Genomic DNA, 14,123 nt, shown 5'->3' with positions numbered 1-14,123 from the left:
TGAACCGGATTGGGCCGGGTCGGAAATAGTCGAGAGAAAATGCACCGTTTTTCCCGCTTGAAGGCCGTCCTGATCTGGGTTTTGGTGGTGGTGGCCGTGATACTCGCGGCCCCAAATCTGTTGTCTGAAGGGCAGCGTTCGAGGCTGCCCCTGTGGCTGGCTCATAGCCACATTGTTCCTGGCCCCGATGTTCAGGGCGGTTCCCATCTGCTTTTCCAGATAGAACGCGCTGATATCGTAAAGCACCAGCTCGAACGCACAGTCGCGGATGTTCGCGGTAAGTTGCGCGAAGCCAATATTCGCTACACTGGCCTGACCGGCAACGATCAGGAGATCACCGTCAAGATTACCGCTGCCAGCCAGGTGGATGCTGCCGTCAGTGCGTTGAGCGCGCTGACCGTGAGCACGAAAAGTGGCTGGTTCGGTGGCTCGGTTCAGAATGTTTCCCTGCAGAAGGGCAATGACGGACAGCTTACGCTACGAATTTCGAACGCTAGCATCGACCAAGGTATCGCGGCCGCTCAGACGCAGTCCATCGAGGTTGTCGAGCGTCGCATCGCCGGCATTGGGATTAGCAGTTTTTCAGTCCGCGGAGACGGGCGCGATCGTATCGACGTCAAGGCACTGGGTTCGGTCGACGTCGAGCGCCTGAAGAATATTCTGAGCGAGCCGGCCCAGCTCTCCGTCCGGCTGATCGATGAAAGCATGTCGGGGCAGGAGGCCCTTGCCGGTCGCTGGCCCGCGACGTCAGAGGTTCTCTACTCGCTCGACGATCCGCCCGTTCCCTATCTCGTGGACCGCACTGATTTCGTGACGGGCAACAATCTCGTTGACGTTCAGGCCGTCGCCGATGCGAACACGGATTCAGTCGCAATCAGTTACAAGCTGGATGCTGAAGGGACCGAACGCCTCGCGCAGAAGACTCGCCAGAACATCGGTCGGCACCTTGCCATACTTTTCGATGATCAGGTCATGGCGGCGCCTCTGATCAATGCGCCGATCCTGGACGGCACCGGGAAGGTGCCGGTCAGCTTCAGTGAGGACGGAGCCCGCGATCTTGCGCTGATCTTGCGAAGCGGCGCTCTGCCGGCGACGTTGACGACCGTAGAGGAGCGCACCGTCAGCCCCGTCCTCGGCGCTGAATCAAAGCGCGCCGGTCTGATCGCCGGCTTCGTCGCTGCGATCCTTGTCACCGGATTGATGTTTGCCTTCTATCGCAAGCTGGGCATCATTGCCGGCATTTCGCTGGTCCTGAATCTGCTTTTGATTCTTGCTGTGCTGAGCGTGATCGGCGCGACACTCACGCTGCCCGGCCTCGCAGGTATCGTCTTGATCATCGGCATGGCCGTCGACGCCAATGTGCTTGTCTACGAGCGAATTCGCGAGGAGGCGAAAGCCGGTCACTCCTTCGCGGATGCGATCGACAACGGCTTCTCCCGGGCATTTATGACGATCCTTGATGCCAACGTCACGATCGTCATTGCGGCCGTCATTCTCTATTATCTCGGCAGCGATACCGTCCGCGGTTTTGCAGTGACACTGGCCGCGGGAATCCTGACGACGGTCTTCACTACCTTCACGCTGACGCGCTGGATTGTCGTTACCTGGCTGCATCGCAAGCACCCGCGGCATCTGCCAAGGGATGTTCAGACGGGCATTTTCGACCGCGCGAACATCCGTTTCATGGGTATCAGGCGCTACACCTTCACGGTGTCGGCCGTGCTTTCCATTCTCGCCATGGTCGGCTTCGCGACAGTCGGTGCAAATCTTGGCGTCGACTTTGCGGGCGGGTCGCTGGTGGAAGTCAAGGCGAAGCAAGGTGCTGCCGATCGTGATGATATCCGCGCTCGCCTCGGTGATCTGAACATCGGGGCCATTGAGGCTCGCCGCCTTTCCGACCCGTCGACGGCATTGGTCCGCATCCAGGCGCAAGGCGGCGGCGAGAATGCCGAACAGTCTGCCATGACGTTGCTGCGTGATGAATTGAGCGACGACTATGAGATCCGGCGTGTCGAGGTTGTCGGCCCCGCCGTATCAGGCGAACTGACCAGGGCCGCGACGTTGGGCACACTCGGTTCGCTCGCTATCATCCTGCTTTACATCTGGCTCCGCTTCGAATGGCAATTCGCGATCGGCGCGATTATCGCGACGCTCCACGATATCATCCTGACGCTAGGCCTTTTCGTACTGACCGGCATGGAATTCAATCTCACAAGCGTTGCGGCCCTCCTGACGATCGTCGGCTATTCGCTCAACGATACAGTCGTCGTCTACGACAGGATGCGCGAGAATCTGAAGCGCTATCGCAAGATGCCTATGCCGATCCTGATCGATGCTTCCATCAACCAAACGCTGTCGCGCACCGTTCTGACGGCGGCAACGACGCTGCTGGCGCTGCTGGCGCTCTGCCTTTTCGGTGGCGACGTGATCCGCCCGTTCGCCTTTGTGATGCTGTTCGGCGTTGCCATTGGCACCTTTTCCTCCATCTACATAGCCGCGCCCGTGCTGATAGCCTTCAAGCTCCGCCCGGACGCGATTGACAACGATCAGAACAAGAAAGTGGCCGAGCCGGATACGAACCCCGGCAATCCGGCAGTGTGAGAATATGGCAAGAGGCATAGAAATCCGCGAGGCGCATTTTCCTGGACGTGCGCCCATCGATACCTACGGCAATGGCGGCTTCCGTTTCGCTGACATGTCTCATCGCGGGTCGATCCTTTGCCTGCCGTCCGGCATCTATGGCTGGGACATGGACATGTCGAAGCCTCTGTCGATCAAGAATTTTCAAAAGGTGCTCGATGAAGCAGCCGAGATTGAGGTTCTGCTGATCGGGACGGGAGACGACATGCGTCCGATCCCGCCTGATCTGAAGGCCGCGCTCAAGGCTGCAGGTATTTCCTCGGATCCCATGAACACCGGCGCGGCCGTCCGCACCTTCAATATCATGCTCATGGAATCCCGCGCTGTCGCCGCGGCACTGATCGCGGTTTGACAATGGCGGAGCAGTCTTTGACGAACCAGGACATTTGCCTGGCGACGCTGCGTGACAACGACCGCGACCGCTATCTGGCTTGCCTGCTGGCGCCGGAAGTAAGGCGGGGCGCTCTGGCAGCTCTCTACGCTTTCAACGCCGAGCTCGCGCGCATTCGCGATCTGGTGCACGATCCCCTTCCAGGGGAGGTTCGCATGCAGTACTGGCGCGATCTGCTGGAGGGCGGCGCGCACGGCTCCACCCAGGCAAACCCGATTGCCGCCGCCTTGTTGTCGGCGATTGAAACCCACCGCCTGCCATCGCAGACCCTCGTCAACATGATCGATGCCCGCATCTTCGATCTCTACGACGATCCGATGGAGACGCGGGTCTCACTTGAGGGGTATGCCGGCGAGACGGCGTCTGCGCTGATCCAACTGGCAAGTCTCGTGCTTGCGCCGGAGGCGGCCACCGCATCTGCTGAGGCTGCTGGGCACGCGGGCGTTGCGCAGGCCATCGCCGGTCTTCTGCTCCTGATGCCGTTGCATCGCCACCGCGGCCAGCTCTACCTTCCCCTTGAAATCCTGTCCGCTACCGGGCTCGATCGTGATGCGTTTCTCGCCGGCGAGGACAAGCCGCGAATCTCTGCCGCGATCGAAGCCTTTGCGGGCCTTGGACGCGACCATCTTGCCAAGGCGAGACGTGTCGCAATACCGCAGTCGGTGTTTCCCGCCTTTTTGCCTGTCACCATGGCGGAGCCGGTTCTTTCCAACGCCCAGAAGGTAGGCGCGGGACTGTTCGATCGGCAGATCCAGCGATCGCAGTTTCGGCGCCAGGCCGGCATGCTGCTTGCGCTGATGCGCAAGAAAATCTGACCCTGTTTAAACTCGCGCAAGGCTCGTGCGTTATAAAGACGCCGTTGTCGATTTGATCGGAGAGCGATGTGAGCATAATCGTCTGGTGCGTTATATTCGCGATCGTCATCTTCATCGCCTTCATTTCGACGCGCATGGCGGCGCAGAACAAGGACGATGGCCTGCACGATACCGGGCTCGCGATCATCGAGTTCAACCGGGCTTTCCCCAACGAAGCAATCCGCCAGTTGCAGGCGACTGCCGATGGGCAGGCGGTGTTCGTGCGTTTGCATGACAACAAGGCCGGCATCATGCGGAATATGCAGCGGCACTATTCGTGCCATGTTCTTGAGCCGGGAAGGGCGCGTGTGCTCGGCTCCGAAACCGGGCGAGGCCTCAACATAGAGTTCCTCGACGCACCACATCACAGCGGCACCTTTGAATTCGCGTCCGCCAGGGTGGCGTCGGAGGTCGCACTTTGGCTGCTCGGCAACTACGTGGCCGAGCCTGACAAGGCATTGCCGTCGCACAATCCCACGGTCGCAAACGGCCAGTAGCAAAGGTCCTGGCGAACCGGGATATCCCTTCGCTGCGGCCGTCCCGCATTCACAATGATCCTCGTCGGCGCGGCCCGCGCGATGCGTCGCCGCGGCCGTTTTGCCGTTGCCTACGGTCCGAAATAGGCGCAAGATTTACGCTGTCCGGCATTAGTTTGAGTTTGTATTCACAAACGCGATGGAGGTGCGTGATGCTTGCAATCAATGATACCGCTCCGGATTTCGAAGCTCAGACAACCGAAGGCGTGATCAGTTTTCACCAGTGGATCGGCAACTCCTGGGCAGTGCTGTTTTCGCATCCGAAGGACTTTACCCCCGTATGCACGACCGAACTCGGCTACATGGCGCGGATCAAACCCGAATTCGAGAAGCGCGGTGTGAAGATTATCGGTCTTTCCGTTGATCCGCTCGAACGCCACACCAGCTGGATGATAGACATCGAGGAAACGCAGGGCTATCGTCCAAACTATCCGATGATCGCGGACGTCGATTACGCGGTATCGAAGCGTTACAACATGCTGCCCGCGCTCGTATCCGGCGATCCGACCGAGCGCACTCCAGCCGACAATCAGACCGTCCGCAACGTCTTCGTGATAGGGCCTGACAAGAAGATCAAACTGGTCATGGTCTATCCGATGACCACGGGGCGCAACTTTGATGAGGTGCTGCGGGTCATCGATTCCCTGCAGCTTACCGCAAAGCACAAGGTCGCTACGCCAGTGAACTGGAAGAACGGCGAGGACGTGATCATCGCCGGTTCAGTCTCCGACGACGACGCAAAGAAGCAGTACCCGCAAGGTTGGCGAGCACCGAAGCCCTATATCAGGATCGTGCCGCAACCGCACGGATAGGCAATCGCAAAGCAAGCCGCCACGAAGGAGGTGGGGATGATCTTCCGGCAGCTGTTCGATCCGGTGTCGAGCACCTATTCCTATTTGCTGGCAAGCCGGAATGGCGGCGAGGCGCTGATCATCGATCCGGTGTTGGAAAGGGTTGATCGCTATCTTCAGCTCATCCACGAGCTCGATCTGAAGCTCGTGAAGGCCGTAGATACCCATCTCCATGCCGACCACATCACAGGTCTTGGCGCGCTGCGCGACAAGACCCATTGTATTACCGTGATGGGAGAGCAAACAAAGGCCGACGTCGTTTCGATGCGTCTGTCGGACAATGAGAAGCTGACCATCGAGGGACTCGCCCTCGATGTGATTTATACGCCGGGACACACCGACGATTCCTACAGTTTCGTTTTGCCCGACCGCGTTTTTACCGGCGACACCCTGCTCATTCGCGGCACCGGCCGCACCGATTTCCAGAATGGAGATCCCCGGGCGCAATACGAGTCGATCTTTGGCCGACTGCTGAAGCTTCCGGAATCGACGATGGTCTTCCCTGCACACGACTACAAGGGCGATACGGTCTCGACCATCGGCGAGGAAAAGGCCTTCAATCCACGCCTGCAGGTAAGATCCGCCGATGAATATGCCGATCTGATGAACAATCTGAAACTGGCCAATCCGAAGATGATGGACGTAGCCGTTCCGGCTAACATGAAGGTCGGGATGAACCAGGACAACGTAATGCGCCATGGCTGGGCGCTGACGGCGCAGCAAGCGCTGGGCGTCGTCGGCCTCGGCGACGTCGCCTTGGTCGATCTGCGCGAGAATGCCGAACGGCAGCGAAACGGCACGATCCCGGGCTCTCTTCACGTCCCCTATCCCTCGCTCGAGGAAAGCATAGGCGCTGGCGGTACGCTGCATGAGCTGGCAACTTCAACCCGCAAGAGGCTGCTTTTCTATTGCGCGTTCGGCGAACGATCGGCAATGGCCGTGCAGGCAGCGCATGACGCCGGTCTTCCGCTGGCCTTTCATATTCAAGGCGGCATCGACGCCTGGAAGAAGGCGGACGGACCGATCGCGCATTAACGAGCGCCCTATGGCAAGCGATGCAATGGTGCAGCGGCAATCGATTCTGACCTGTCCGATCTGAGGGCACCGATCAGTGGAAACGGTGCCGGTCGATGCCTGCGTTTGGTTCCACGAATGCCAGGGCTGCGGCGCGACGCTTAAGGCGAAGCACGGCGATTGCTGCGTCTTTTGCTCATACGGGTCGGTTCCGTGCCCGCCGATCCAAACCCGCGCGATCTCGCGGTGTTGTCAGGCCACCTCGAACAGGGCCGCGTAGTGATAGGGCGGCAGATCGACGACCCGCTGCATGGAAAAGCCAGCAGTCTCAACAACGGTACGAACCGCTTCGGGCGACATGCGCATCTCGGTTCGCGGTCCCCGGGGCTTGCCTAGGACCACCGTTTCCTCTCGCGGAGCCGGGTGCCAGTTGACGATGCAGAACAGGCCGTCCGGTTTCAGAACTTCCCTTACGGAACATGCGAGACCTATTTGGTCAGGAACGCCGTGGAAGGTATTGGCGATCAAGACAAAATCGACCGGTTCGTCAAGGTGTTTCGCCAGCGCCGACGTGGCGTCCGCGCAAATCCACTGGCGAACTGACGCGCCGCTGCGCTCAACTTCGGCCTTTGCCAGCTCGATCATGGCGGGATCGAGATCGAGCGCCGCCAACCGTCCGTCGACCAGTGCTGCGAGCGGGCCGGTGAAGTAACCGTCGCCGCAGCAAAGGTCGAGAACGCTCATGCCCCGCCGGATGCCAATCTGTTGAAGCAGCCCTTGGGGATCAGGCCACAGCACAGACCACCAATCCCTGTCCGGCATGGACGTGCCTTGAAACAATGCTGCCATGTCACGCCCCCGAGGAGGTCTCACCACACAGAATTTCGACAGCGACGAGACGCCTGTCGATGGCTAGATCGGTAGGCTCCCGGCTCGATTACGCACTCTCCGCGAGCTTGACGTCCTGCCCGAGCCAGGTGGCACAATCCGCAAGCGCCCGCTTGGCGATCAGCTGCCGCTTCATGATCGTCTTGTCCTTGCCGCGGAAACGCTTCACGCCTTCGGGTTTGACGATCGAGCCGGGCTCCAGCTCGGGGAACAGGCCGAAATTGATGTTCATCGGCTGAAACGACCGCTTGCCCGGCTCCTCGTCGTTGACGATGTGTCCGCCCGTGATGTGGCCGAGCAGCGAGCCGAGCGCCGTCGTTGCCGGCGGCAGGGATACTCCTTCTCCCTTTCGCTCGGCAGCGGCGAACCGGCCAGCCATGAGGCCGACGCTGGCGCTTTCGACATAGCCTTCGCAGCCAGTAATCTGCCCGGCAAAGCGCAGGCCCGGGCGGGACTTGAGCGTGAGCGACGGGTCGAGCAGCGTGGGCGAATTGATGTAGGTATTACGGTGAAGGCCGCCGAGGCGAGCGAATTCGGCTTTCTGGAGCCCCGGGATCATGCGGAAGATCTCGGCCTGGGCCCCGTATTTCAACTTCGTCTGGAAGCCGACCATGTTGTAGAGCGTGCCGAGCGCATTGTCCTGGCGCAACTGAACGACGGCATAGGCCTTGACCGTCGGGTTGTGCGCATTGGTCAGGCCCATCGGCTTCATCGGGCCGTGCCGCAGCGTCTCGCGGCCGCGCTCTGCCATCACCTCGATCGGAAGACAGCCGTCGAAGTAAGGCGTTCCTTCCCACTCCTTGAATCCGACAGTATCGCCGGCAATCAGGGCATCGACGAAAGCGTTGTACTGCTCTTCGGTCATCGGGCAGTTGATGTAATCCTTGCCGGTGCCACCGGGACCGACCTTGTCATAGCGCGACTGGTACCAGCAGATATCCATATCGATGCTGTCCCGATGAACGATCGGCGCGATTGCGTCGAAGAAGGCCAGCGCGTCCGCGCCCGTCTCGGCCTGGATGGCGCTTGCAAGGGAAGGTGCCGTCAACGGGCCGGTGGCAACGATGGCGAGATCCCATTCTGTCGGCGGCAAGCCGGTTACTTCTTCACGAACGACCGTGATCAACGGGTGCTCTTGGATCGCTTTGGTAACGGCGTCCGAGAAACCGTCGCGGTCGACGGCCAGCGCGCCACCGGCGGGGACCTGATGCTTGTCGGCGCACGCCATGATCAGCGATCCCGCCATGCGCATTTCGGCATGGATAACGCCAACCGCGTTGCTGGTCGCGTCGTCAGAGCGGAAGGAGTTGGAGCACACGAGCTCGGCCAAGCCGTCGGTCTTGTGGGCGTCGGTGCCACGCACGCCGCGCATCTCGTGCAGGATAACCGGCACGCCGGCATTTGCGATCTGCCAGGCTGCCTCGGAGCCGGCGAGCCCGCCGCCGACCACATGGATGGGAGAATGGGAAAAGGTCTTGTTCATGCGCGGCTGATTACCACGCTGGGCTGGCGCAGGAAACCGAAGAATTGGCGACTGATCGATGCCGGCACCGATGCCGTCAAATATCCAGCTTCAGCCGAGCGCCCGTGTCGCTCGCCGCCGGCACGGCGCAGCAAATCAGCGCTTCGTCATCGGCGGTGTCGGCGGTCGGCTCCTTCGTGTATGCGACGGAGCCTGACAGGATTTTCGTCCTGCAACTTCCGCAATTGCCAAGGCGACAGCTGAACTCGGGCGCCAAGCCGCGCGCTTCGGCAAGCTCGAGCAACGTGCCCGATCCTGGCTCCCAGCGTGCTTCCTTACCGGAGCGCATGAAATAGACCGGCTGCGGTTCTTCAGCGGCGGCGCGCGCGGGCGATCGCGGGAGCGCATCTCCCGATCGCTGGAGAGACGCGGGTCCAAACGCTTCGGCATTGATGCGGCTATCGGAGATATTCAATCCACGCAGGCCATCATAGACCGACTGCATGAAGCCGGCTGGACCGCACAGATAAAAGTCGTAGTCGTTGAACGGCAACACGCTGCTGAGCAGGGTCATGTCGACCCGCCCCTGCTTGTCATAGTCTTCACCAGCGACCGTATCAGAAGTATCGCTGAGCAACCGGACCAGCTTAACGACGCCGCCGGACACTGCGGCGAGTGCCTGCAGCTCGGCATTGAATGCACGTTCCGACGCGTTGTGCGCTGAATAGATCAGCCAGGTCGGTCGTATCCGCCTGGTTCGCAGCCCCTCGTAGACGACATGCCGCAGCATCGCGAGCAGGGGGGTGATCCCGATGCCCGCCGCCAGCAAGACGGCAGGGCGTCTCTCGCCGGGGTCGATCGTGAACGCGCCTGTCGGGGCGCGTGTCTCGATGATGTCTCCTTGCCGGATGGCATCGTGAAGATGCGCCGAGACAAGCCCTTCGCGCTTGACGCTGATGCGATAGATACTGTCGGAGGGGGCCGAGGAGATCGTATAGGTGCGCACCGCCGGCACATCCGATCCCTCGAGCTTGATGCGGATCGGTAGGTGCTGGCCGGAGACATGCGGAATGATCCCGCCTTCGTCTATCGGTTCGAGATAGAACGAGCGCACGCTGGCGCTCTCTTCGACGATCCGGGTGACGCGGAAGGGCCGCCAGCTCTTGGCGAGGGCAATCGCCTGAAGCCGCGCGTCAGCCTCATCCCAACTCCCGGTCATCAGGGAGTTGGGAGATGGACCATTGGCGCGCGATCGCCCGCGCAGCGGCAACGCTTCCTGCCGGTAGACGATCTGTGTCGGGCGAAAGCGCCACAGACGCTCCGCCCCCTGGAACGCCGCTATCTCAGGCGATTCCAGAATGACCTCGGCGCTGCCCGATAACTGCAGCAGGTCGCCGCTCTCGAAATCCGCGAAGACCAACCCCGCCCGCGGATTGGCAAGAATGTTGCCGAGCGTGTTGAAGAAGAGATTGCCGGCAAAGTCCGGGATCGTCAGAACACTGTCCTCGCCAATCCGGACAAAGCCGGGCCGGCCGCCACGATGCGAAACATCGATTTGGCGCCCTTCATGGTCGCGGCCGACATACGAGGCGACGAAGAATGTATCCGCCTTGGCGATCATTTCGGCAGGCCGACCCTCCAGATTGCCAAAACTGACCGGGTCGTACCCGGAGGGCTGCATTGGATCCCGTGTAAACTCGAAATCGCGCAGCTGGATATATTGCGGGCAGTTGCCGTAGGCCTGCCCAACACGCACATCGAAGCCGTCCTGCCCGGTTCGATGGATAGTGCCATTCAGCCGGTTGCGACGGCGCGTGTGGAGCTCGATGCCCAACATGGCAATGGCCTTGCCGTCGTCCATTCCCGCGTCGGCCGGGTCGAGCGGCTCACGGGGAAGGTCGACACTCAGTGTGTGGACGTCCGGGCTCTGAAGGAAGCCCGGACGATTGGCACGGAGTGTCGCCCATGCGTTGCCGTCTTCATCTACCGTCCCAAGTACGATGAAGGGCAGCTGCGGGTAGAACTGCCGATGCTGATCGATCAGGTGATCTCGCAGCACGCGGCGGCCCACTTCGTCCATTCGCTTCGCGACGCCGACCTTCTCCTGCAGTGCGATCTCTCCGGCATGCCAGGGAGAGGAGGTGGTGCTCTGTGCCTCGGTGGGCATAACTGGCTCCTTCACGGCTTTTGGTCGGGTGCGGTGCGATGCGGCGCCCTAAGCGGCCTCGACAATGCCGACGGGTGATTTCTGGAAAGGCTGAAAGCCGGGAAGAGCTTCTATGCGCTCGAGCCAGGTCGTTACGCTACGGTAGGCAGACCGGTCGACGTTCCCCTCAGGCGCCCGTGCGATGTAGCTGTAGAGGGCGATGTCGGCGATCGTCGGTCTCGTTGAGACGATCCATTCACGACCGGTCAGTTGGGCATCGACAAGGCCAAGAATGCGATGAGCTCTCGCGATCACTTCTTCAGTATCGAATTTCGCGCCGAATAAGGTCACAAGACGGGCCGCGCATGGACCATAGGCGATCTCGCCCGCCGCGACCGACAGCCACCGCTGAACCGCAGCCGCCGCTGCCGGCTCCTCCGGCAGCCATCCCTCCGGCGCATACGTCTTGGCGACATAGACAAGAATGGCGTTGGAGTCGCTGACGACGGTGTCGCCGTCCTGAAGCACCGGCAGCTGCCCGAATGGGTTGAGCGCCAGGAAATCGGGGCTCTTGTGTTCTCCCGCCGCTAGGTCGACCTCCACGATTTCGGCATCGACGCCGATAAGCGACAGAAAGAGGCGGGCGCGATGGGCATGGCCCGATAGAGGATGCGAGTACAGCTTCATCGATCTGATCTCCGATTGAGGTGAACAAACAATAATTGTTTCCTGCTGCGCGTTGAATTGCGATAATATGAAAGTCACTATTTCAATTTGTGGAATATTGCGGGATATCCTATGGATCGGCTTCAATGCATGAGGGTTTTGGTCAAGGTCGCCGAGACGGCAAGCTTTGCGCAGGCTGCACGCCAACTTCACATGAGCGCTCCGGCCGTTACGCGCGCAGTTGCCTATCTGGAGGAAACTACAGGTGCTAGGCTGTTCGTGCGCTCAACGCGCTCGGTGAAGCTGACGCCATCAGGCAGCCGATATGCCGACGACTGCCGAAGGATTCTCAGTGATATCGACGAGGCGGAAGCCTCTGCCGGTGGATCCCATTCAACGGCATCCGGAATCCTCAGCATCACTGCGCCGGTATTGTTCGGTCAGATCCATGTCGTCCCGATTTTGACCGCGTTTCTCAGCACGCACCCGGCGGTCACCGGGCGCGTCCTGTTCTTCGATAGGATGGTCAATCTCGTGGAGGAGGGCATCGACGTCGCCATTCGTATCGGCCACCTGCAGGACTCGGACCAGCAGGCGAACAAAGTCGGCGGCGTGCGCCGCGTTGTCTGCGGCGCGCCGGCCTATTTCGCGCGTCATGGCGAGCCGGTAACGCCGGCGGATCTCACCCGGCACGTGACCATCGTCAATACGGGATCATCGGCGCCGTTGGACTGGCACTTCGCGCCCAACCATACGCCCGTCAAGCTTCACCCGCGCATGTACTGCAACACCGTCGATGCATCGATCTCCGCGGCGTTGACGGGGTGGGGCCTGACGCGGACCTTGTCCTATCAGGTGGCGGAGCATCTTGCTGCCGGTCGGTTGAGGACGGTGCTCGATCAGTACGAGGAAGAGCCACTGCCGATCCACGTGGTCCACGTAGAGGGCAGGCACGTCTCAGCCAAGACACGTGCTTTCGTGGACTTTGCTGTTCAGAAGATAAAGGCGCTCGGCCTCTAGAGGCAGACCGATGTCGAGGTAGATATCAGCCCGATACGCTGTGCCGCAAAGGCGGCATTTATGCCATGGCCTTGGCCGAGGCTTCGTAGCATTCGGACAGGGAGCTTATACGATCGAGGTTGTTCAGGATATCGACCATGTCGCATGCTTCGCGCCACGTCATCCGAGCCATCTGCACGTTGTTCAACTCCGCCGGCCGTTGTGTCGTGGCATCGACAACGGTCCAGAGTCCGTCCTCCATGCGAAGATTATATCGGCACATTACGCATGTCTCCCTTGGGTAATGCCGGATACTTTCACAATGACTAATATGAGTCCATCCTAAAGGATGATGGAAGTGCGGTATTAACAGCCATGCCCGTGGCGGGCGCGCTCGCCGTGAAGGGGCTCAGAATCAAAAACGGCGCCAAAGGCGCCGTCTTGGAAGCTTCACGCTTGCCGCTATTAGCGGAACGAGCGGGAAGCGATATTGCGGATGTCGTAGCGGGTAACGCCGATGTCGGCGAGCGCCTGGTTGGAGAGGCTGCCAAGTTCGCTGAGCGTGCGGCGATAGCTCATCCAGTTCTTTGCAATGCGGATCGGGTTCATGTTCTTTTCCTCAGAATGATCGTCAGAGCGGCCCCATCGCCGTCTCATCGTTGACGTCCATATAAGTCTTCTCTGTCATATTGTGCAGTGCAAAGAAGCGGCATCTGCTATGCAATTGTGCATGTGATGCTCATTCCGAATGCAGCGATTGTTTTCTGAGCCACGCCAAAAGGGACGGGGAATTGACTGCAACTATCGCGGAAGCTGGTAGCCAGGCAAAAGAAAACGCCCGTTGCTAGGGGCAGCGGGCGTTTTATCAAGGCGATCTTGCTTGGGAGGATAGCAAGTCGCTTGGATTAGCGGGCAGAAGCCTCGCGAGCAACACGATGGATGTCAGAACGGTCGATACCGAGGTCGTGCAATTCGCGGTTGGTCATGCGGCCGAGTTCGGAAACAGTCTGACGATACTTGCGCCAGTTGTTGAAAGAGCGAGAGAAGTTCATTTTTGTCCCCTTTCCTAGGGCTTGCGATCTGCCAGCTGCCGCCGATCGGCGCTGACCTCTATTTGATGACTGCAATATATGTTGCGCTGCGAAGTCGTAGCAGAGACAAGATTTCAGATCACCTATGCATTAAGCGCAAGTCTCAAGTGCTAATCGCCGTGATTTCGCGCCTATGTGGTTAATCATTAGGCAGAATGGTTGGTGTATGCCGGCCCGCGTTGCCTTTTCTCCTTGCGAGGCAGAGTGGCCGCCGGTTGGCATATTCAGCTACGACAAGGAGGTCGCAGCAAAATTTGGTTCGGCGGTCAGCGGCTGCGGGGTCGTTGCTGCCTCCGATGAGCCTGCTGCCAGGCCATTAGACCGGCGCGACCTGCGGGAGGCACATCCGCCACCGCTGTCCAACAGGCATTGGAAAACCACGCTGCGATATTGTCGAAAACCAAACGCCCACCGGGGGAGGATCCGGTGGGCGTCGTTAGGGTGACTGACAACCGGGAGGAGGAGGAGTGTCGTCAGTCTATCGGAGGGCGCTGGGAGGAGGAGTGCGCTGCTCCGAATTTCGTTACGAAGATCATCTTCGCAGGCTTTTCCGGTAACCCGGGGCAGGGCGCCGTCCCCTTGCCT

At 60.2% G+C, this 14,123-nt stretch carries 15 protein-coding genes; 8 read left to right on the top strand and 7 right to left on the bottom strand.

Annotated features, from left to right (window positions below; translation table 11 throughout):
* Positions 1 to 39: 39 nt before the first annotated feature.
* The 7 genes from secDF to IB248_RS31635 all read left to right on the top strand — a co-directional run bounded on the left by secDF (position 40) and on the right by IB248_RS31635 (position 6,566).
* On the top strand, positions 40 to 2,601 hold the full coding sequence (gene secDF, locus IB248_RS08940; RefSeq protein WP_192240731.1) for a protein translocase subunit SecDF: 2,562 nt from the start codon (positions 40 to 42) through the stop codon (positions 2,599 to 2,601).
* A gap of 4 nt (positions 2,602 to 2,605) precedes the next feature.
* A complete protein-coding gene (locus tag IB248_RS08935; RefSeq protein ID WP_113470175.1) occupies positions 2,606 to 2,992 on the top strand; it encodes an Mth938-like domain-containing protein in 387 nt (128 codons plus the stop codon).
* Between the two features lie 2 nt (positions 2,993 to 2,994).
* Positions 2,995 to 3,846, top strand: a complete 852-nt coding sequence (locus IB248_RS08930; RefSeq protein ID WP_192240730.1) for a phytoene/squalene synthase family protein — start codon at positions 2,995 to 2,997, stop codon at positions 3,844 to 3,846.
* A 68-nt stretch (positions 3,847 to 3,914) separates the two neighbouring features.
* The gene (locus tag IB248_RS08925; RefSeq protein WP_192240729.1) at positions 3,915 to 4,382 is read left to right on the top strand and encodes a hypothetical protein; all 468 of its coding nucleotides are present in this window, start codon (positions 3,915 to 3,917) and stop codon (positions 4,380 to 4,382) included.
* Positions 4,383 to 4,573: 191 nt separating this feature from the next.
* Complete coding sequence (locus tag IB248_RS08920; RefSeq protein WP_192240728.1) at positions 4,574 to 5,233, top strand: peroxiredoxin; 660 nt, start codon at positions 4,574 to 4,576, stop codon at positions 5,231 to 5,233.
* A gap of 36 nt (positions 5,234 to 5,269) precedes the next feature.
* A complete protein-coding gene (locus tag IB248_RS08915; protein WP_192240727.1) occupies positions 5,270 to 6,307 on the top strand; it encodes an MBL fold metallo-hydrolase in 1,038 nt (345 codons plus the stop codon).
* Between the two features lie 76 nt (positions 6,308 to 6,383).
* Entirely contained in the window at positions 6,384 to 6,566 is a 183-nt protein-coding gene (locus IB248_RS31635) for a GDCCVxC domain-containing (seleno)protein (RefSeq protein ID WP_312867262.1), read from the top strand.
* Here the strand turns inward: IB248_RS31635 and IB248_RS08910 are convergent.
* The 4 genes from IB248_RS08910 to IB248_RS08895 all read right to left on the bottom strand — a co-directional run bounded on the left by IB248_RS08910 (position 6,539) and on the right by IB248_RS08895 (position 11,469).
* Positions 6,539 to 7,135, bottom strand: coding sequence for a class I SAM-dependent methyltransferase (locus tag IB248_RS08910; RefSeq protein ID WP_018859371.1), 597 nt, complete (start codon positions 7,133 to 7,135; stop codon positions 6,539 to 6,541). The two genes, IB248_RS31635 and IB248_RS08910, sit on opposite strands and share 28 nt — an antisense overlap.
* 88 nt (positions 7,136 to 7,223) lie before the next feature.
* On the bottom strand, positions 7,224 to 8,657 hold the full coding sequence (gene trmFO / locus IB248_RS08905) for a methylenetetrahydrofolate--tRNA-(uracil(54)-C(5))-methyltransferase (FADH(2)-oxidizing) TrmFO (RefSeq protein ID WP_018859370.1): 1,434 nt from the start codon (positions 8,655 to 8,657) through the stop codon (positions 7,224 to 7,226).
* 76 nt (positions 8,658 to 8,733) lie between these two features.
* The gene (locus tag IB248_RS08900; RefSeq protein ID WP_192240726.1) at positions 8,734 to 10,803 is read right to left on the bottom strand and encodes a pyridoxamine 5'-phosphate oxidase family protein; all 2,070 of its coding nucleotides are present in this window, start codon (positions 10,801 to 10,803) and stop codon (positions 8,734 to 8,736) included.
* A 48-nt stretch (positions 10,804 to 10,851) separates the two neighbouring features.
* Positions 10,852 to 11,469 carry a glutathione S-transferase gene (locus tag IB248_RS08895; protein WP_018859368.1) on the bottom strand — a complete coding sequence of 206 codons (618 nt, stop codon included), beginning with the start codon at positions 11,467 to 11,469 and terminating at the stop codon, positions 10,852 to 10,854.
* Between the two features lie 111 nt (positions 11,470 to 11,580).
* Between IB248_RS08895 and IB248_RS08890 the strand changes: the two genes are divergently transcribed.
* Positions 11,581 to 12,468, top strand: a complete 888-nt coding sequence (locus IB248_RS08890) for a LysR family transcriptional regulator (RefSeq protein WP_026372074.1) — start codon at positions 11,581 to 11,583, stop codon at positions 12,466 to 12,468.
* A gap of 58 nt (positions 12,469 to 12,526) precedes the next feature.
* Here the strand turns inward: IB248_RS08890 and IB248_RS08885 are convergent, their stop codons facing one another.
* The 3 genes from IB248_RS08885 to IB248_RS08875 form a co-directional block, all read right to left on the bottom strand.
* Positions 12,527 to 12,730, bottom strand: a complete 204-nt coding sequence (locus IB248_RS08885) for a hypothetical protein (RefSeq protein WP_026372073.1) — start codon at positions 12,728 to 12,730, stop codon at positions 12,527 to 12,529.
* Between the two features lie 182 nt (positions 12,731 to 12,912).
* Entirely contained in the window at positions 12,913 to 13,056 is a 144-nt protein-coding gene (locus tag IB248_RS08880; RefSeq protein WP_018859365.1) for a DUF1127 domain-containing protein, read from the bottom strand.
* A gap of 296 nt (positions 13,057 to 13,352) precedes the next feature.
* Positions 13,353 to 13,499, bottom strand: coding sequence for a DUF1127 domain-containing protein (locus tag IB248_RS08875; RefSeq protein ID WP_018859364.1), 147 nt, complete (start codon positions 13,497 to 13,499; stop codon positions 13,353 to 13,355).
* Positions 13,500 to 14,123 lie beyond the last annotated feature (624 nt).

It is taken from the genome of Rhizobium sp. RHZ01 (genome assembly GCF_014851595.1).
In the GTDB taxonomy this organism is placed as follows: domain Bacteria; phylum Pseudomonadota; class Alphaproteobacteria; order Rhizobiales; family Rhizobiaceae; genus Rhizobium; species Rhizobium altiplani.
The sequence above is the reverse complement of the archived record's forward strand: the minus strand, read 5'-3'. Positions and strand labels throughout refer to the sequence as shown.